The organism is Streptomyces sp. NPDC059224 (genome assembly GCF_042754285.1).
Taxonomy (GTDB): Bacteria; Actinomycetota; Actinomycetes; order Streptomycetales; family Streptomycetaceae; genus Streptomyces.
The window spans coordinates 292516-311606 of sequence record NZ_JBHZAN010000002.1; the positions used below are offsets into that span (position 1 = coordinate 292516).

The 19091-nt window shown below is 72.2% G+C and carries 17 protein-coding genes; 6 read left to right on the forward strand and 11 right to left on the reverse strand.

The annotated features are described in order from the left end of the window. Positions 1-16 precede the first annotated feature (16 nt). The 10 genes from ACFXI4_RS03775 to leuA form a co-directional block, all read right to left on the reverse strand. A complete protein-coding gene (locus tag ACFXI4_RS03775) occupies positions 17-943 on the reverse strand; it encodes a dihydrodipicolinate synthase family protein (RefSeq protein ID WP_384987865.1) in 927 nt (308 codons plus the stop codon). Beyond that, positions 940-1941, reverse strand: a complete 1002-nt coding sequence (locus tag ACFXI4_RS03780; protein ID WP_384987867.1) for an oligopeptide/dipeptide ABC transporter ATP-binding protein — start codon at positions 1939-1941, stop codon at positions 940-942. The genes ACFXI4_RS03775 and ACFXI4_RS03780 overlap by 4 nt, the downstream gene beginning before the upstream one ends. Continuing rightward, positions 1938-3983: a dipeptide/oligopeptide/nickel ABC transporter permease/ATP-binding protein gene (locus ACFXI4_RS03785; protein WP_384987869.1), complete on the reverse strand. Its 2046-nt coding sequence runs from the start codon at positions 3981-3983 to the stop codon at positions 1938-1940. Before ACFXI4_RS03785 ends, ACFXI4_RS03780 begins: the two co-directional genes overlap by 4 nt. Further along, the gene (locus ACFXI4_RS03790) at positions 3980-4939 is read right to left on the reverse strand and encodes an ABC transporter permease (RefSeq protein ID WP_362721873.1); all 960 of its coding nucleotides are present in this window, start codon (positions 4937-4939) and stop codon (positions 3980-3982) included. Before ACFXI4_RS03790 ends, ACFXI4_RS03785 begins: the two co-directional genes overlap by 4 nt. Positions 4940-4943: 4 nt before the next feature. Next, positions 4944-6539: an ABC transporter substrate-binding protein gene (locus ACFXI4_RS03795; RefSeq protein WP_384987871.1), complete on the reverse strand. Its 1596-nt coding sequence runs from the start codon at positions 6537-6539 to the stop codon at positions 4944-4946. A 226-nt stretch (positions 6540-6765) separates the two neighbouring features. Further along, complete coding sequence (locus ACFXI4_RS03800) at positions 6766-7710, reverse strand: hypothetical protein (RefSeq protein ID WP_384987873.1); 945 nt, start codon at positions 7708-7710, stop codon at positions 6766-6768. Then, entirely contained in the window at positions 7707-8240 is a 534-nt protein-coding gene (locus ACFXI4_RS03805; RefSeq protein ID WP_384987875.1) for a SigE family RNA polymerase sigma factor, read from the reverse strand. Before ACFXI4_RS03805 ends, ACFXI4_RS03800 begins: the two co-directional genes overlap by 4 nt. A 100-nt stretch (positions 8241-8340) precedes the next feature. Further along, positions 8341-9522 carry an exo-alpha-sialidase gene (locus ACFXI4_RS03810; RefSeq protein ID WP_384987913.1) on the reverse strand — a complete coding sequence of 394 codons (1182 nt, stop codon included), beginning with the start codon at positions 9520-9522 and terminating at the stop codon, positions 8341-8343. 121 nt (positions 9523-9643) lie between these two features. Continuing rightward, complete coding sequence (locus tag ACFXI4_RS03815) at positions 9644-10339, reverse strand: TerB family tellurite resistance protein (RefSeq protein WP_384987877.1); 696 nt, start codon at positions 10337-10339, stop codon at positions 9644-9646. Positions 10340-10524: 185 nt separating this feature from the next. Then, on the reverse strand, positions 10525-12255 hold the full coding sequence (leuA, locus tag ACFXI4_RS03820; protein WP_384987879.1) for a 2-isopropylmalate synthase: 1731 nt from the start codon (positions 12253-12255) through the stop codon (positions 10525-10527). 318 nt (positions 12256-12573) lie between these two features. Here leuA and ACFXI4_RS03825 point away from each other — a divergent pair, with 318 nt between their 5' ends. From ACFXI4_RS03825 to ACFXI4_RS03840, 4 genes are all read left to right on the forward strand, one after another. After that, the gene (locus ACFXI4_RS03825; RefSeq protein ID WP_384987881.1) at positions 12574-13659 is read left to right on the forward strand and encodes a M4 family metallopeptidase; all 1086 of its coding nucleotides are present in this window, start codon (positions 12574-12576) and stop codon (positions 13657-13659) included. A 21-nt stretch (positions 13660-13680) separates the two neighbouring features. After that, positions 13681-13947, forward strand: a complete 267-nt coding sequence (locus tag ACFXI4_RS03830) for a protealysin inhibitor emfourin (RefSeq protein ID WP_362720868.1) — start codon at positions 13681-13683, stop codon at positions 13945-13947. 71 nt (positions 13948-14018) lie between these two features. Then, positions 14019-15368: a GH1 family beta-glucosidase gene (locus tag ACFXI4_RS03835; protein WP_384987883.1), complete on the forward strand. Its 1350-nt coding sequence runs from the start codon at positions 14019-14021 to the stop codon at positions 15366-15368. Then, positions 15365-16615: an MFS transporter gene (locus tag ACFXI4_RS03840; protein WP_384987885.1), complete on the forward strand. Its 1251-nt coding sequence runs from the start codon at positions 15365-15367 to the stop codon at positions 16613-16615. Before ACFXI4_RS03835 ends, ACFXI4_RS03840 begins: the two co-directional genes overlap by 4 nt. 29 nt (positions 16616-16644) lie before the next feature. On the opposite strand, the gene ACFXI4_RS03845 is transcribed toward ACFXI4_RS03840, so the two are convergent. After that, complete coding sequence (locus ACFXI4_RS03845) at positions 16645-17502, reverse strand: NAD-dependent epimerase/dehydratase family protein (protein ID WP_384987887.1); 858 nt, start codon at positions 17500-17502, stop codon at positions 16645-16647. A 131-nt stretch (positions 17503-17633) separates the two neighbouring features. Between ACFXI4_RS03845 and ACFXI4_RS03850 the strand changes: the two genes are divergently transcribed. Further along, positions 17634-18482, forward strand: a complete 849-nt coding sequence (locus ACFXI4_RS03850) for a helix-turn-helix transcriptional regulator (RefSeq protein ID WP_384987889.1) — start codon at positions 17634-17636, stop codon at positions 18480-18482. A gap of 67 nt (positions 18483-18549) precedes the next feature. Then, positions 18550-19091: putative T7SS-secreted protein (locus ACFXI4_RS03855; RefSeq protein ID WP_384987891.1), on the forward strand; the 542-nt coding region annotated here is incomplete at its 3' end.

Consider the following 19091-nt stretch of genomic DNA (forward strand, 5'->3'; position numbering starts at 1 on the left):
GCGGGCCGCCGCCGGGTCACATCAGTCCCGCCGCCGCGAGGTGCTTGCCCACGCACTCGGTCTCCGCCTCCGACAGCGGCACCTGCGGCTCCGCCGTGACCGGGGACGCGATGACCCCGCGCAGATGCAGCGCCGCCTTGAACGCGCCCAGCGCCGCCGAGCTGCCGCCCATCCGGCGGGTGTCGCCGGCCCGGACCATCCCGAACAGTCCGCACAGCCGCTCCTGTTCGGCCCGCGCCCGTTCCCAGTCGCCGGCCCGGCACAGCCGGTGGAGCCGGACGTAGCCGTCCGGGTCGACGTTGGCGAGACCCGGCACCGCCCCGTCGGCGCCCATCGCGAGGGCCGAGTCGACGGTCAGCTCGGAGCCGGTCAGCGCGCTGAAGCCGGGCAGGCCCCGGCTGCCGGTGACCACCTCGCGGAAGCCGGCCAGGTCGCCGCTGGAGTCCTTCAGACCGGCCAGCACCCCGTCGGCGGCCAGCTCCAGGACCAGGTCCGCGGGCAGCTTGCTGTGGACGGCCGCCGGGATGTCGTAGGCGATCACCGGGACCGGCGACCGGTCGGCGACCAGGCGGAAGTGACGGGCGATCTCGGCGGGGTGGGTGCGGGTGTAGAAGGGGGCGGTGACGACGACCGCGTCCGCGCCGGCGGCGGTGACGGACGCGACGTGGTCCAGGACCCGGGGTGTCGTCATGTCGATCACCCCGGCCAGCACCGGGAGCCGGCCGGCCGCGTGGGACACCACCGTCTCCGTGACCAGCCTGCGCCGGCGGTCGGTGAGGTAGGCGGCCTCCGAGGTCGAGCCGAGGACGAACAGGCCGCTCACCCCGCCCGTCACCAGGTGGTCGACGAGCCTGCGCAGCGAGGGGACGTCGACCTCGCGGTCCGGTGTCAGGGGCGTGCAGACGGGCGGTACGACACCGGTCAGCGGGGTGGGAAGCGTCATCTGGTCTCCCTGGGCGGGCTGTGGCTCGGCTGGTCCTCCTCCAACGGATGGTGACAGCGGTAGCGGTGGCCGGGGCGTGACGCGGCCGTGAAGTCAGGCATGCGGACGGCACACTCGTCGTCCGCCCGCCAGCAGCGGGTGCGGAACGGGCACCCGGACGGCGGCCGGGTCGCCGAGGGGACCGGACCGGTGAGCGGGATGGGGTCGATCGGGCGGAGCAGGCCGGGGGCGGCCGAGAAGAGGGCCCTGGTGTAGGGGTGCCGGGCGTGGCCGGTGACCTCGGCGGCCGGGGTCTCCTCGACGATCCGGCCCAGGTACATGGTGATCACCCGGTCGCTCATCCGCCGTACCGTCTGGATGTCGTGGGAGACGAAGACCAGGGCGAGACCGAGCCGCTCGCGCAGGTCCAGGAGGAGGTTGAGGATCTGGGCGCGGACCGAGACGTCCAGCGCGCTGGTCGGTTCGTCCGCCACCACCAGGTCGGGGTCGAGCGCCAGCGCCCGTGCGATCGCCACCCGCTGGCGCTGGCCGCCGGAGAGCTGGCCGGGCAGCGCCTCGGCGAGGGCCCGGGGAAGACCGACCAGGCCCATCAGCTCCCGTACCCGGTCCTCCCGTTCGCCCTTCGTGCCGCGTTCGTGGACGTCCAGCGGGTCGCGGAGAATACGGCGGACCGGCAGCCTGCGGTTGAGGGCCGTCGACGGGTCCTGGAAGACCATGCCGGTGCTCGCGCCGACGGCCGACCGGCGTTCGCCCGGTGTCATCGACCACAGGTCCCGGCCGTGGAAGGTGACCGTGCCGGCGGTCGGCCGCTCGACGCCCACCAGCACCTTCGCCAGCGTCGACTTCCCGCACCCCGACTCGCCGACCACCCCGACGGTCTCGCCGGGTGCCACGGTGAGGTCGGCACCGGTCAGCGCGTACACCCGGTCCCGGCCGAACAGGCCTGCGCCGCGGGCCCGGTGGACCACGTGGACGCCGGACAGCTGCACCGCGCTCATGTCACCGCCTCCGTGTTCGCCGCCAGGTCGACGGCCGGGTGGTGGCAGGCCGCGGTGTGGACGGGGCCTCCGACGAGGGCCGGTGGTGTCGTACGGCAGATCTCGCTCGCCGCCGGGCAGCGGTCGCTGAAGCGGCAGCCCGCCGGGAAGTCGGCGGGGGACGGCACCACGCCCCTGATCTGGGTGAGCCGCTCGGCCCCGGACTCCAGCGACAGCACGCTGCCGAGCAGGCCGCGCGTGTAGTGGTGGGTGGGGGCGGCGACCAGTTCCGCGGTGACGCCGGTCTCGACGATCTGGCCGCCGTACATCACCACCACCCGGTCGGTGACGTCCGCGACCAGGGCGAGGTCGTGGGAGACGAGGATCAGCGCGAAGCCGAGCTCCTCGCGGAGGCGCAGGAGGAGTTCCATCACCTGGGCCTGGACGGTGACGTCGAGGGCGGTGGTCGGTTCGTCGGCGATGATCAGGCGGGGGTCGCGGGAGAGGGCCATGGCGATCAGGACGCGCTGGCGCTGGCCGCCGGAGAGTTCGTGGGGGTAGGCCGGGAGCGTGCGGGTGGGGTCGAGGCCGACGAGGGTGAGGAGCTCGGCGGGGGGCCGGTGGCCGCCGCGCCGGGTGAGTTGCGCGAGCTGGGCATTGACCGTCATGGAGGGGTTCAGGGAGGACAGGGCGTCCTGGTAGACCATCGCGAGTTCGTGGCCGAGGAGGCGGCGGTGGGGGGTGGTCAGGTCCACGGGCGGCCGCGGGCCGGTGGGGGTTGATCGCGCCCGCGCGGCGGCAGCCGCGTATGGGGTACGGCCCCGCGTCCCTTCGTGGCTCGTCCCCTCACCAGGACGGAAAACGATCCGCCCCGTCACCCTTGCCGTCCTCGGCTGCAGACCCATGATCGTGAGTGCCGTCAGGGACTTCCCGCAGCCCGACTCCCCCACCAGTCCCAGCACCTCACCGGGACGCACCTCGAAGCTGACGGCGTCGACGATGTCCACGCCCCGGTGGCGGTCGGGGAAGCCGATGGCGAGCCTCTCCACGGCCAGTACCGGCCGGCCGCCCGGAGCGGGGGGCCGGGCGCGGGCGCGGAGCCGCTCCCCCGCCTCCGTCAGGCCGGGCAGTTCCAGGACCTCGTCCCGCTCGGCCGGGCCGGCCGGGCCGCCCCCCGTCGGCTCCACCTCCCGCGGCGCCGGTGACGCCCACGCGTCCGAGACGCCCTCGGAGAGGATGTTCAGGCACAGGACGGTGAGCAGGATCAGCAGGCCGGGGAAGAGCGTCGCCCACCAGCCGCCCGTCAGCACCATGTTCCGGCCGTCCGCGATGACGCTGCCCCAGGACGGGTCCGGGGGCCGTACGCCCGCGCCGATGAAGGACAGGGACGCCTCGAAGACGATGGCCTCGGCGACCTGGACCGTGCAGAACACCAGGACGGGGGCGGCGCAGTTGACGGCCACGTGGCGGAGCACGATGTGCGGGGTGCGGGCGCCGATCACGCGTTCCGCGGTGACGTAGTCCTCGCCGTACTGGTCGAGGACGTTCGCCCGGACCACGCGGGCCACGGGCGGGGTGAAGAGGAAGGCGATCGCACAGATCAGGACGGTGATGCCGCCGCCGAAGACGGCGACCAGGACGGCGGCCAGGGCGATGCCCGGGAACGCCATCACCACGTCCAGGCAGCGCATGAGCGTCTCGTCGACGCCCTTGCGGGAGGTGGCCGCGAGGGCGCCGAGCAGCGCGCCGGCGACCAGGGCGAGGCCGGTCGCGCCCAGGCCGATGGCCAGCGACCAGCGGGCGCCGTACATCAGCCGGCTGAGGATGTCCCGGCCGAGGCTGTCCTGGCCCATCCAGTGGCCGGCGGAGGGGTGCCCGGTGCCGTCGGCGGGGGCCTGCTGGGCGAGGGGGTCGTCGGGGGCGAGGAGGGGAGCGGCCGCGGCCACCAGGACGACCACGGCCAGGAAGACGAGGGCGACCCTGGACAGCGGAGTCAGCCTGCGCAGCCGTACGCCGGGACGGGCCAGGGCGGCGGTGAGGGCCGGGCGGTCGAACCTCGTCATGTCGCCTCCCTCAGACGGGGGTTGACCAGCAGATAGAGGATGTCGATGACGAGGTTGACGACGACGAAGCCGGTCGCCGTGGTGAGGACCACGCCCTGGACGACGGCCGGGTCGCCGTTCTGCACGGCGTCGATCATCAGCTTGCCCATGCCGGGCAGGGCGAAGATGGTCTCGATGACGACGGCGCCGCCGAGGAGGTAGCCGACCCGCAGGCCGAGCACGGTCAGGGGGTTGACGAGTGCGTTGCGCAGGACGTTGCGGCCGACCACGACATGGGGCGGCAGGCCGCTGCCGATCGCCGTGCGCACGTAGTCCCGGTCGAGTTCCTCGACCACCGAGGTGCGGACGATCCGGGTGAGCTGGGCGGCGACCGGGAGGGAGAGCGCGAGGGCGGGCAGGGCCATGGTCTTCAGCCAGCCGGTGACGGAGTCCTCCGGGTTGATGTACCCGCCGGAGGGGAACCAGCCCCGGTCGACCGCCAGGTACTGGATCATCAGCAGCGCCAGCCAGAAGGCGGGGGCGGCGACGCCGACGAGCGAGAGCACCCGCACGGCCTGGTCCGGCCAGCGGTCGCGGTGGATGGCCGCCGTGACACCGCCGGCCAGCGCCAGGACGACCGCGATGCCGAGGCCGAGGAAGGTCAGCTGGAGGGTGAGCGGCAGGGCGGTGGCGACCTGGTCGAGGACCGGGGTGCGGGTGAGGGCGCTGGTGCCGAGGTCGCCGTGGAGCAGGCCGCCGACGAAGTGGACGTAGCGCAGGGGCAGGGGGTCCAGGAGGCCGTTGCGTTCGCGGAAGTCGTGGAGTTGGCGCGGGGTGGGGTTGGCGCCCTGGAAGAAGGCGGACGCCGGGTCGACGTCGGAGAAGCGCATCACCAGGAACACGAACAGGGAGATGCCGAGGAGCAGCGGCACCAGCAGGACGACGCGGCGCAGCAGGATGCGCAGGACGGCGTTCATGCCGTCAGGCCCACTTGGCCGTCAGGACGTTGATGCCGGGGTACGGCTGGGCCCTTATGCCGGTGAGCCTGCGCGGGTCCCAGGCGGTGATCAGCTCGTTGTGGACGACCGGGTAGAGGACCGCCTGTTCGGCGACGATGTCGACGTAGTCCTGGATCATCGTCCTCTTCCTGTCCGGGTCCGGTTCGCGGGTGGCCGCGTCCATGTCCTTGAAGAGGCGCTTGGCGACGGCGTCGCCTGACCAGCGGGCGTAGCCCATCCACAGGTTCTCGGGGCCGTAGTTGTAGTGCATGACCAGGTCGGCGTCGAGGCCGAACTGGTTGGGGTTGGAGACGGCGGCGACGACCTGGTAGTCCTGTTTCTGGTCCATCTTGGTGAACACGGCCGTGGTCTCCTGCGGGGACAGGGTCGTGGCCACGCCGATCGCGTCCCAGGACGACTTGATGGTGGGCAGGCAGTCGACGATCCAGCTCACGTTGACGGCGAGGATGTCGACCCGGAGCCCGCTGACGCCGGCGTCCTTGAGGAGCGCCTTGGCCCTGTCGGGGTCGTACGCGTAGACCGTCTTCGCCCTGCGGTAGGCCGGGTTGGTCTCGTTCAGGAACGAAGTCGCCGGTTTTCCGTGGCCCTTGAGGGCGACCTCGACGATCTTCGCGGCGTCGATGGCGTAGTGCAGGGCCTGGCGGACCCGGACGTCGTCGAAGGGCCGGTGCCGGGTGTTGAACATCAGGAACAGGTTGTTCATCCCGGCGCCGCCGCCGACCGACAGTCCGCCCTGTTCGAGGCGGGTGACGTTGGCGTAGGGGATGTTGTCGGAGATCTGCGCGCCGGCGTCGGCCCCGGAGATCCGGGCCACCCGTGAGGCCGCGTCGACGATCGTCAGCCAGTTCATCCGCCGGAAGGCGGGGGCGCGGGGGCCGTTGTATCCGTCGTGGGCGGCGAAGGTGGTGTTGGACTTCGGGTGGTGTCCGGTCTGCCGGTACGGTCCTGTCCCCACCGCCAGTCCCTTGACCGCGTCGTCCCACGCGCCGGGCCGGGAGAACACGTGCTTCGGCATGATCTTGGCGAGGGTGAGGCGGGCGATCCCGTCCGGGAAGGGGAACCCGAGGACCAGGTCGACGGTCCGGGTGTCGATCTTCCGGACCTCCTTCAGCCAGCTCGCGAAGAAGCCCTTGGCGAGGGTCTGGGTGCCCGGGTCGAGGATCCGGTCGAAGACGAAGACCACGTCGTCGGCGGTGACCGGTCTCCCGTCGTGGAAGGTGGCGCCGGGGCGCAGGGTGAACCGCCAGGTGGTGGCGGACGGGTCCGCGGGCAGCCGGGTCGCCAGCGCCGGATAGGGGGCGCGGGTGATCGGGTCGGTGTCGGCGAGGCCCTCGTAGATGTGGTTGTTGGCGGCCATCGCGAACGCGGACGCCGTCTGGGTCGGGTCCCAGCTGCCGTCGTTGCCGTAGCCGATGACGGCGGTGAGGGTGCGGTCGGTGCCGTTGCCGCCGAGGTCGATCGTGGACTTCGGGCCGCAGGCCGTCAGCGAGGCGGCCGCGCTCAGGGCCCCGGCGCCTTTCAGGAACGTCCTGCGGACATGGGCCGGCTCGTCGCGCACGGTGCCTCCAGCGTGGGGGAAAGGAGACGTCGGACGTCATGTGTAAGCGCGACCATAAGAGGGGGTTTCGGGGCGGTCAAGACACCGAACACGAATGGCGTAAACCATCAGAGGCCGGACCAATGGTGTGGGACAAGACCCCGGAAGGAACGCCGGTCACCCGATCTCCCCCACGGCGTCGGAGGCCGGGGCGGCCGGCCTCCGGGTCGGTCACGGCGGACATGGCCTAGGGCAGTGTCTTCTCGTAGGAGTCGTCCTGGTCGGAGTCGTAGACGAGCTTGCCGGAGCCGTCGTAGCCCCTGAGCCGGGGCGCCTCGGTGACCTGCCGGTGCAGGGTGCCGGTGGCGACGAACCAGCCGTGGTCCAGCACGGCCTGGCGCGTGCTGCCCCCGTAGGAGACGGTCACCTTGCTGACCGAGCTGCGGTAACTGCCGATGACACCCCAGCGGAACGGCAGCTTCCAGTGCCCCTTGTCCAGGTAGGACTGCTGGTGGAGCTTCCCGGCGTTCATGTCCGGGACCAGGGCCGTCAGGGAGTCGCCGAAGGGGTCGCCGAGGCTGGTGTTCAGCCCCTGTGCCTCGCCGTCCTTGACCGTGCAGATCAGCCGGGCCGGTGTCGGCTTCGCGCGTACGGCGACCACGGAGAAGCCGTCGCCGGGTGAGTTGGCGTCACCGGTGGCCTTCATCGCGAGGACGATCCGGTAGTCGGCGGCCGTGCCGAGGTCGCGGTAGGCCGGGTCCTTGGCGACGTGATTCGCCTTGTTGTAGGCGATGCACCGGTCCAGCCCGTCGGCCGCCCGGTCGAAGGTGATGTCGTCGAGGAGCTGCCCCGCGGTGGCGGGCCGCGCGGGACCCGGCACGGGTACCGACGCCGACACGGACGGGCTCGGGCGCGCGCTGGTCCGCACGGACGGCACGGGATGCGCCGGGCTCACCGCACCGCCCCCGCCGCCGCCGATCGCGTAGGCGCCCACCGGCACCGCCACCAGCGTCGCCAGCGCCGCCCCGGTCACCCCGAGGCGCCGCCGCCTGCGCTCCAGCACGCCCCGCCGCCGGATCTCCGGATAGGGCACCGGTGACGGCCGGAGCGCCGAGGCGTCCCCCGCCAGCAGTGTCCGGACCCGGTCCTCGAAGTCCGGCCCGTCCTGCGTGCCCTGGTTCTCGCCGCTCACCTGGTGCCTCCCTGTCCGGAACCCGCGTGGCTCATGGCCTGCGCGAGCCCCGGAAACGTACGCAACTTCGCCAGGCCCTTGGACGCCTGGCTCTTGACCGTGCCAGGGGAGCAGCCGAGCACGTCGGCGACCTCCGCCTCGGACAGGTCCTCCCAGTACCGCAGCACGACCACCGCGCGCTGTCTGGGGGGCAGGTCCGCCAGGGCGGCGAGCAGCGTGCCGCGCTCGTCGGCCCGGGAGACCGCGTCGTCGGGCCCCGCGCGCTCGGGCGGCGCGGCGGTCAGCGACTCCGTGACCCGCCGTTTGCGGAACCGGTCGCTGTTGCAGCTGACCAGCATGCGGCGGACGTACGCCTCCGGACGGTCGGTGCCGGAGACCCGGCGCCACGACCGGTACGCCTTCGCCAGCGCGGTCTGCGTGAGGTCCTCCGCGTGGTGCGGGTCGCCGGTGAGCAGATAGGCGGTCCGCACCAGATGGGACCACCGCGCTCTGACGAATTCCTGGAACTGGGCCTCGAGTTCGGCCTGCATCAGCCACCCCCTCGCCCTCCAGACCACCGGCCGGGCGGATTCGGTTGCCCGGAGCACGGCGACGGCCGGTCTCCGGCGACGACCGGTGTCCGGCCGCGGTTCACTCCCGGGGTGCCGCGACCCGCCGGAACTCGATCGTGTCGTACGCGGTCCGGGTCCCCGTCTCGTACAGCACCCCCACCGTGCGCCTGTCCAGCTGCACCAGGTCCGAGTAGGCCGCCTTCCGGTTTGACAGGGTGAGGAGCTTGTCGAAGCTGATGCCCTCGTCCGTGCTGGTCCACAGGGCCATGGCCTGGCGGGCGGTGGGGACCGAGGGGGCCGAGAAGAGCAACGGGGCCTCGTCGCCCAGGAGCTGGAGGACCGAGCCCTCGACCACCGGGACCCGGCGCAGGGTCGGCTGCACGGTGAATTGGGCGTCCAGGGTCTGCGCGCCGTCGCTCGACCATGCGTCGAGGCGGTTGCCGGGGCTGCTGCCGTTCTGGTCGCGGGCATTGAAGTAGAGGCGGCCACCGGGGAGTTGGGCGGCGGTCGTCTCGTTGGCGTTGTCGCGGCCGGTGTAGGAGTCGTCCACGAAGCCGAGGTGCCAGCTGCGGCCGCCGTCGTCGCTGTAGATGGCGTGACCGCCGTAGTACCTGGCCTCCTGGCCGGTGTCGGAGGAACCGGTGCGCGGCGCGCCGGAGTGGTCGGCGGCGACGACCAGACGGCCGCGGTGCGGTCCCTCGGTGATGGCGACGGCATGGCCGGGACCGGTGGTGTACCAGCGCCAGCCGGCGGGTTTCACCTGCGCCGTGATCTCCTGCGGGGCGGTGAAGGACCGGCCGTCGCTCTTGCTGCGCTGCACGAACACCCGGCGGCTCTGCTTCTTGGTGACCTGGCCCCGCATGATCTGCGCCTCGCTCACCGAGCCGTCGTTGTAGGAGGTCACCAGGACGATGTCGCCGGTGCGCGGGTCGACCACGGGTGCCGGGTTGCCCCGGGTGTTCCCCTTGCCGTCGGCCACCACCCGCAGCGGGCCCCAGCTGCAGCCGCCGTCAAAGGAGCGCCGCAGCACCACGTCGATGTCACCGCTGTCGCCGGTGGTGCTGTGCCGGCCCTCGGCGAAGGCCAGCAGGGTGCCGTGCCGGGTGCGGACGGCGGCCGGGATGCGGTACTGGGCGTACCCCCCCTGGCCGGACACGTACGGTACGGCGGACTTGCAGGTGGCCGCCCAGGCCCTGGGTTCTACGGCGAACGCCCCGAGCAGCAGGGCGGCCGCGAGGGAGATCCGGCTCGCACGGGTCACAGGAGACACATGGGTCACCCTTCCATGTTCCTCCCCGTTGTCTCCACCGCATCCCCGTAACGGCCGAACGTGTCCCGCGCTCTGGCGCTGCGTCAGCTCGCGGGGCGGGCCGGCCGGCGGCTCAGGAGGGGGTGCGGGCCGCGGCGAGCAGGCGGGTCACGTCGTCGGCACAGATGGTCAGGGCGGCACCGACCGTGCCGAGGACCTCGCGTTCGGCGTTGGTGTAGGGGCCGTCGGCGAGCGCGATCCTGGCGGCCTGCAGGAGCAGGGACTCGCGGCCGCCGGGGGCGAGGTGCGGGGCCAGCGGGTCGAGGGACTCGTGCAGTTCTATCGCGAGGCTCGCCCCGCCGGGCTGCTCGAAGACCCGGCCGGTGTCGGCGGCGAGGGCGTCGACGAGCGCGCTCAGACCGTCCTCGGTGACGTCCTCGAAGCCGGCCGCGCGGACCGTTGCCGCGGCCGCCTCCAGGGACGTGCGGGCACAGGTGCCGCCCGCGGCGAGGACGGCGAGGGCGACGGTGTGCACGGCGTCGCGGAGCATCGCCGAGAAGCGTGAGGTGGTGGGGTGGTCGAGGACGTCGGTGCCGAAGTGGTGACGGCAGGCGGCGCACTCCACGACCGGCCCGGTGGTGCCGCGCGGCAGCACCGGCACGCCGAGCAGGGTGAAGCGGCGACGGCCTGTGAGCCGCTGGTAGTTGCGGTCGCCTCCGCAACCGGGGCAGAAGAACTCGCCGTCGCCGACGGGCGTCCATGCGGTGCGGGTGCCCAGAATGCGGGCAGGCCCGGCGGTTCGGCCGTCTCGTCCCCGTACTGGCAGCACGTCGCACCTCCTTAACGCCGTGGCAACATCGCCACCGCTGGCGTGATGTTAGCCACATCGGTGAGGTGGAGTCAGTACCCCGTACGAGACCTTTCCGTGACCTCCACGGCCGGATGGCCGGTATACGACGGGGCCCTGATCGCCGTACAGCGCGATCAGGGCCGGTAAACCGCCGGTCAGAGTGGTTATCGCGTCGCGCGGTTGACGGCGGAGACGACCGCCTTCAGCGATGCACGCGTCGTGTTCGCGTCGATCCCGATTCCCCACAGAACCTTGTCGCCGATCGCGCACTCGATGTACGAGGCGGCCTGTGCGGAGGCGCCCTCGCTCATCGTGTGCTCCTGGTAGTCCAGGAGCCGTACGTCGATGCCCAGGCCCTGCAGCGCGTCGAAGAACGCGGAGATCGGGCCGTTGCCGGAACCGGTCAGGACGGTGTCCTCGCCGTCGACGGTGGCTTCGACGGTGAGGGTGTCCACCCCGTCGGTGTCGGTGGTCGACTGGCCCGCCTTCACCTGCACCCGGCCCCAGGGGTTCTCGGGGTTCGGCAGGTACTCGTCCTGGAAGACCGCCCAGATGTCGGCACCGGTGACCTCGCCGCCCTCGGCGTCCGTCTTCGCCTGGATGAGCCTGGAGAACTCGATCTGCATCCGGCGGGGCAGGTCCAGCTTGTGGTCGTTCTTCAGGACGTAGGCGATACCGCCCTTGCCGGACTGCGAGTTGACCCGGATGACCGCCTCGTAGGAGCGGCCGACGTCCTTCGGGTCGATCGGCAGGTACGGCACGGCCCACTCGATGTCGTCGACGGTGACGCCCTTGGCGGCCGCGTCGGCCTCCATGGCGTCGAAGCCCTTCTTGATGGCGTCCTGGTGGGAGCCGGAGAAGGACGTGTAGACCAGGTCGCCCACGTAGGGGTGGCGCGGGTGGACCTCCATCTGGTTGCAGTACTCCCACGTACGACGGATCTCGTCGATGTCGGAGAAGTCGATCTGCGGGTCGACGCCCTGCGAGAACAGGTTCATCCCCAGGGTGACCAGGTCGACGTTGCCGGTGCGCTCGCCCTGCCCGAACAGGCAGCCCTCGACGCGGTCGGCGCCGGCCATCAGCGCCAGTTCGGCGGCGGCGACGGCGGTGCCGCGGTCGTTGTGCGGGTGGACGGAGAGCACGACGTGCTCGCGGCGGGACAGGTTGCGGTGCATCCACTCGAAGCGGTCCGCGTGCGTGGACGGCGTCGAACGCTCCACGGTCGCGGGCAGGTTGAGGATGATCTCGCGGCCGGGACCGGGCTGGTAGACGTCCATCACCGCCTCGCAGACCTCCAGCGCGAAGTCCAGCTCGGTGTCGGTGAAGATCTCCGGGCTGTACTGGTAGCCGAACGTCGTCCCATCAGCCTCGGGGCCCAGCAGTTTCTCCGCGTACTCCATCACCAGGCGGGTGCCGTCGACGGCGATCTGCTTGATGTCGTCCTTGGAGCCGCGGAACACCACCCGGCGGAAGACGGGAGCCGTGGCGTTGTACAGGTGCACGGTGGCCCGCCGGGCGCCCTTCAGCGACTCCACGGTCCGCTCGATCAGGTCCTCGCGGGCCTGGGTCAGTACGGAGATCGTGACGTCGTCCGGGATCGCGCCCTCTTCCTCGATGATCGAGCGCACGAAGTCGAAGTCGGTCTGGCCGGAGGCCGGGAAACCGACCTCGATCTCCTTGTAGCCCATCTTCACCAGCTGGTCGAACATCCGGCGCTTGCGCTCGGGCGACATCGGGTCGATCAGGGCCTGGTTGCCGTCGCGCAGGTCGGTGGAGAGCCAGCGGGGGGCGGTGGTGATGCGCTGCTGGGGCCAGGTGCGGTCCGGGATGTCGACCTGCTCGTAGCGGCCGTACTTGTGCACCGGCATGGTGGTGGGCTGCTGGCGGTTCGCCATGATGCGGGGCTCCTCAGGATGTCCGGAAGGACGGCCGACGACGCAACACGAAGCTCCGCGGGGAGGGAGTCGACCTGGACTACAGGCCCTCGCCGCGGCAGCTAAGAAGAAGCAGCCCGAAACGCATGATGCTCCGCATGCTAGTCGAGCCCCTTCGGACGCGGGGCGCCGTATCAGTATGCGGGACCGGGGGGACGAAAAGGACAAAACGTGCGCCATACCACTCCCGCTCACGCAGAGTCATCAATTGTCGCGGTATTTCATCAATCATGGTTGCGGGTAGTGACAGTCGAGTGACCCAGTGCGAGGGTGCGGTGCATGACGACCAACGGGGGCTCTGAGCCCGTCATCCGCCGCACGCCCGTTTTCTGCGGGATCGTGCCGCCGCACATCCTCGACCAGCTGGCCCGGCACGAGGACGGCGCACTCGCCGACTCCGCGCTGCGCACCCTGCAGCACGACTCCGCGGCCCGCACCCGCCGCCGGGTCACCGCCGTGCGCACCCTGACCGCCGTCGCCGCCCCGGCGGCCCCGGACAGCGCGCCGCGCCGCACGGTCTACGACGCCGGACACGGCACCGATCTGCCCGGCACCAAGGTCCGCGAGGAGGGCTCCGAGCCCGGTCAGGACGCCAGCGTCAACCGCGCCTACGCCGGCCTCGGCGCCACCTTCGACCTCTACCTGAAGGCGTACGAACGCGACTCCGTCGACGGCAACGGCCTCGCGCTCGACGCGAGCGTGCACTACGACCGCGACTACGACAACGCCTTCTGGAACGGCGAGCAGATGGTGTTCGGCGACGGTGACGGTGAGATCTTCACCGACTTCACCAGCTCCGTCGACGTCATCGGCCACGAGCTCACCCACGGCGTCACCCAGTACACCGCCAACCTGGAGTACTACGGCCAGTCCGGCGCCCTCAACGAGTCGGTCTCGGACGTCTTCGGCTCGCTCATCAAGCAGTACTCCCTCGGGCAGAGCGCCGACCAGGCGGACTGGCTGATCGGCGAGGGCCTGCTCGCCCCGGGCGTACGCGGTGTGGCGCTGCGCTCGATGAAGGCCCCGGGCACGGCCTACGACGACCCCCGCCTCGGCAAGGACCCGCAGCCCGCGACCATGGCGGAGTACGTGAGGACCAGCCGCGACAACGGCGGCGTGCACATCAACTCCGGCATCCCCAACCACGCCTTCTACCTGCTCGCCGCCGCCCTGGGCGGCAACGCCTGGGAGCGGGCCGGGCTGATCTGGTACGACGTGCTCACCGGCGGGGAGCTGCGCTCGGACGCCCGCTTCACGGACTTCGCGAAGCTCACCGTGACCGCCGCCAGGGCCCGCTTCAAGGAGGGCGAGGAGACCGAGGCGGTCCTCAAGGCGTGGGCCCAGGTGGGTGTGCAGACCGGCTGATCCCGTACTACACAGGGACCCATGCGTATTCAGGTGAGGCGTACGGGCGGGTTCGCGGGCATCGAGCGGCAGGCCGAGGTGGACACCTCGGGGCGGCCCGACGCCCATGAGTGGCAGGCCCTGGCCGAGCACGCGCTCGCGGCCGGCCGGGGCACGCCCCCGCAGGGGGTGCCGGACGGGTTCGCGTACCGGATCACGGTGGACGGCCGGACGGTGTACGCGGCCGATCCGCGGCTGACCGCCGAGCAACGCGAGCTGGTCTCACGGGTGTTGAAGGAGGGAGCCTGAACGGATCCGGCAACGGGCAGTTCACGCCGGGGCGTTGACTTCCGTTACTCGTGGTAAGGATGATCCCGGCCATGGCGACTGACGCGGTCCATCCGATACCCCCGCTCCCCGCTTTCCCCGACGGTTTCCTCTGGGGTGTGTCGACCTCGGCCCACCAGATCGAGGGCGCGGCAGACGAGCGCGAGGCCTCCGTGTGGGACGTGTTCTCGGCCGGGCCGGGCCGCATCAAGGACGGCTCGACGGCGGCGGTGGCCTGCGACCACTACCACCGCCACCGCGAGGACGTGGCCCTGCTGGCCGGCCTCGGCGTGGACGCGTACCGCTTCTCGGTCTCCTGGCCGAGGGTGCGCTCGGCGGGCGGCCTGGACTTCTACGACCGGCTGGTGGACGAGCTGTGCGCGGCGGGCGTACGGCCGGTCCCCACTCTCTTCCACTGGGACCTGCCGGCGGCCCTGCACGACAAGGGCGGCTGGCTGGAGCGGGACACCGCCGCGCGGTTCGCCGAGTACGTCTCGGCGGTCGCGGACCGGCTCGGCGACCGGGTCAGGAAGTGGATCACCCTCAACGAGCCCGCCGAGCACACCCTGTTCGGCCATGCGCTGGGCGCCCACGCACCCGGCGAGCGGCTGATGTTCGACGCGCTCCCGGTCGCCCACCACCAGCTCCTGGCCCACGGCCTGGCGGTGCGGGCGCTGCGCGCGGCGGGCGCCGTGGACATCGGCATCGCCAACTCCCACGGCCCCACCTGGCCGGCCTCCGGGGAGCAGCCGGACCTGGAGGCGGCCGGCTTCTACGACCTCCTGCTCAACCGGCTGTTCGCGGAGCCGGTTCTGCTGGGCGAGTACCCGGAGGGCATGGGCGACCTGATGCCGGGCGACGTCGCCGCGGACCTGAAGGTGATCTCCGAGCCGCTCGACTGGTACGGCGTCAACTACTACGCGCCGACGAAGGTGGGTGCCCCGCGGGGCACCGAGATCGAGTTCGGCGGACTCACCCTCCCGGCCGAACTCCCCTTCTCGGTGCAGGACATCGAGGACGTGCCGGTGACCGACTTCGGCTGGCCGGTGGTCCCGGAGGGCCTCACCGAACTCCTCACCGGCTTCCGGGACCGCTACGGCGACCGGCTCCCCCCGATCGTCATCACCGAGAACGGCTGCTCCTACGAGGGCCTCGACGACCAGGACCGGATCGCCTACCTCGACGGCCACATCCGGGCGCTGCACCGGGCGGCGGAGGCCGGGGTGGACGTGCGCGGCTACTTCGTCTGGTCGCTGCTGGACAACTTCGAGTGGGCGGAGGGGTACGCGCGCCGTTTCGGCCTGGTCCACGTGGACTACGACACCCTGGCGCGGACGCCGAAGTCGTCGTACGCCTGGTTCCGGGACCTGCTCGGGGCGCAGCGGTCCCGGGCGCGGGAATGACGACTCGGGAACCGGCCGCGCTGGCCGAACCGGCCGAGCGGGTCGGCCGGGGCTGGGCGTCGGCGCTCTGCCTCGCCAACGGGGCGATCTGGGTGGGCTGGTACGGCCCGCTCCAGATCCTCCTCGCCTCCCAGGCGGGGGACTTCGCGCCCGGTTCCGGGATGTCGAAGGAGACGATGCTGGCGTGGGTGACCGGCGTCGGCGCGGTGGTGTCGCTGGCGGCGAACCCGGTCTTCGGCGCGCTGTCGGACCGTACGACGTCCCGCTGGGGCCGCCGCACGCCCTGGATCGTCGCCGGCACGGCCGGCGGGGCGTTGTCCCTGCTGCTCCTCGGTGGCGCCGGCGGCATGGGGACGCTGGTGCTGGGCTGGTGTCTGGTCCAGCTGACGCTGAACGTGGCCTTCGCGGCCGTCACGGCCGCCGTGCCGGACCAGGTGCCCAGGAGCCAGCGGGGTTCGGTGGGCGGCTGGCTGGGCGCCGCGCAGATCCTCGGGGTGGTCGGCGGGACCGGGCTGGCGACGGCCGCCGGGGGCGTCGGGGCGGGCTATGCGGCGTGCGCGGTGTTCACGGCGGTGGGCGTGCTGCCGTACGTGCTCCGCCACCCGGACCTGCGGCTGGCCCCGCAGGACCGGCCGCCCTGGTCGTGGCGGGCCTTCCTGACCGGGTTCTGGCTGAGCCCGCGCCGCCATCCGGACCTGGGCTGGGCCTGGCTGACCCGGTTCCTGATCAACCTGAGCAACGCGCTGGTGCTGCTGTACCTGCTGTACTACCTCCGCGACCGCCTCCACCACGCCGACCCCGACCAGGGCGTGCTGATCCTGACGGCGGTGAACGGGCTGACGCTGATGGCCACGGTCGTGGTCGGCGGCGTCTGGTCGGACCGGGTGGGCCGGCGCAAGCCGTTCGTGGTCTGGTCGGGGCTGCTGATGGCGGCGGCCACGGCGCTGCTGGCGGCGTGGCAGACCTGGCCGGGGGCGATCGTCGCGGCGGCCTTCCTCGGCGTCGGCTTCGGCGTGTTCACCTCGGTCGACTTCGCCCTGATGACGGACGTCCTGCCGAAGGCCCTGGACCGCGGCAAGGACCTCGGCGTCATCAACGTGGCCAACGCCCTGCCCCAGGTGGCCGCGCCCGCCCTCGCCGCGCCGATCGTGACCTATCTGGGCGGCTACCGGGTGCTGTACCTGGTGGCGGCGGTGATCGGGCTGGCGGGGGCGGGGCTGGTGGGGCGGATCCGGGGGGTCGACTAGGGCGCGACGGACCCCGGCCGCTCAGGCGCTCACAGGGCGCCGGCGTCGCGGGCGGTCCACACGCTCGGGTAGATCGGCCGGAAGCCGAGGTCGCGGCGGATCCGCTGGTTGGACATGATCCCGAACCAGGGGTCGGGGTCGGTGCGGGTGTGCAGGTCCGCGGGCACCTCGATGCCGTTGAGCCGGTGCAGCTCCACGGTCGTGACGGGCGCGTCGTCGGCGATGTTGTAGAGCGGGCCGTTCACCGCCGGGGCGTACAGCAGACGCATCAGGCCCTGGCCGACGTCCGCGTGGTGGGCCATCTGCAGCCGCTGGGCGGGCGCCCAGTTCGCGGCCCAGCGCATGACGTCGGCGAGGTGCGGGTCCTGCTCGCCGTAGACGAAGGGCAGCCGCCCGATCCGCACCTCCATGCCGTCCGCCAGCGCGAGCAGGTCCCGTTCGGCGGCCGCCTTGGACTCGGGGTAGGCGCCCCACAGCTCGCCGCCGGGCCGGCTCTCGTCGTCCTCGGTGAGCGGGCGGCCACGCCCGGTGCCGTACACGTTCCCGGTGCTGACCTGCACGAACCGTCGTACGCCGGCCGCGAGCGCGGCCTTGCCGAGGGCCACCGCGGCATCCCGGTTGACGGCCCAGGCCTCCTCGTCCGGCACCCCGCGGAAGGCGGCGGCGACGTTCACGACGGCGTCCGCCCCGGCGACGGCCTTGCCGAGCACCTCCTCGTCCCGCAGGTCGCCGACGGCCACCTCGGCGCCGAGGGCGGCGAACGGCTCGCCGCGGGCCGCGTCCCGTACGAGCACCCGCACCCGCTCCCCCGGCCGGGTCTGCCCCAGCAGCCTGGGCACGAACCGCCGCCCGACCTGTCCGGTCGTACCGGTGACAAGAGTGATCACGACGCTCTCCTTCTGTGGCTTCGCTTCGACGCCACCACCCTCGGCCTCCCGGGGCACGGCCGGGAGAGACCTCCGGATCAGGGGATCGGCAGTCCCTGGATAAGCCGGGCGGGCCGGGCGACCCTGGAGGGGTGAACCGCCCCGAACTCGCCGACTTCCTGCGCCACGCCCGCACCCGCCTGGACCCCGCCGACGTGGGCATGGCCCCGGGCGCCCGCCGCCGCACCCCGGGGCTGCGCCGCGAGGAGGTGGCGTCCCTGGCGGGCATGTCGGCGGACTACTACACCCGGCTGGAACAGTCCCGGGGCCCGCGCCCGTCCCGCCAGATGCTGACGGCGATGGCCCGCGCGCTGCGCCTGACGGAGGACGAACGCGACCACCTGTTCCACCTGGCCGGCGAGGAACCCCCGCGCCCGGAGGCGACGAGCACGCACGTGCGCCCCGGCCTCCTGCTGGTCCTGGACCGGCTGCACGACACCCCGGCGCTGGTGGCGACCGACTACGGCGAGGTCCTGGCCCAGAACGCGCTGTCGCGGGCGCTGAGCGGCGACGTCCTGGCCCGTCCGCCGCACGAGCGCAACCTGCTCCGCCGCTACTTCCTGGACCCCTCGGCCCGCGACCTGTTCCCGCCGGAGGACCGGCCGGCACACACCCGGGACCATGTCGCCGGCCTCCGGGCGGTGGCCGCGGCCCGCCCCGCCGACCCGGCCCCAGCCGCCCTCGTCGCCGAACTCCTGGCGGGCAGTGAGGAGTTCGCCCGCCTGTGGGCCGAACACGAAGTGGCGGTCCGGCGTGCGACCGTCAAACGCTTCCAGCACCCCACGGTCGGACTCCTGGAACTGGACTGCGAGGTCCTCCACAACGCCGACACCCACCAGCAACTGGTCATCCACACCGCCCGTCCGGGCACCGACTCCCACGAACGCCTGCAACTGCTCAGAGTGGTGGGCCTGCAGGACATGACCCCGAGCCGCTCCTGACCTCTCCGGTACCTTTGCCCGAACGCACGCGCAATGAGTGAACGTCGGCGACGGGGGTTGCGGGGACATGGCGGGGTATCGGCCGGCGGACTGGCATCCACTCGACCTCGACCGGGACCCGACGCCCGGGGATCCGCAGCGTGTCCGCACGCTCGCCGCGCAGCTCCACGGCTTCGCCGACGACGTCTCCGACGCACTGCGTCTGGTGAAGGGCATGGCGGGCGAGGACACGCTGCTGCAGTGGGCGGGCAAGTCGGCGGAGGTGTTCAAGGAGCAGTTCAAGGACGTTCCGAAGAACCTGAAGAAGCTGAAGAAGTCGTACGAGTTGTGCGGGGACGCGCTCGCGGACTACTGGCCGAAGCTGGAGCGGGCGCAGGCCCTGGCGGACAGGGCGCTCGCCAGGGCGAAGGAGGCCCGGTCCGACCTGTCCTCGGCCAGGTCCCGCCTTTCGTCGGCCGATTCGTGGGTGAGCCGGGCGGGCAGGGAGGCGGACAGGTACAAGGGCGATCCCACCGGCAGCAGGAGCGTCGAGAAGCCGGACGAGGCGAAGGTGCGGGCCGCCGCCCGGGACGTGCGGAACGCGAAGTCCGCGCACACCGCGGCGCAGTC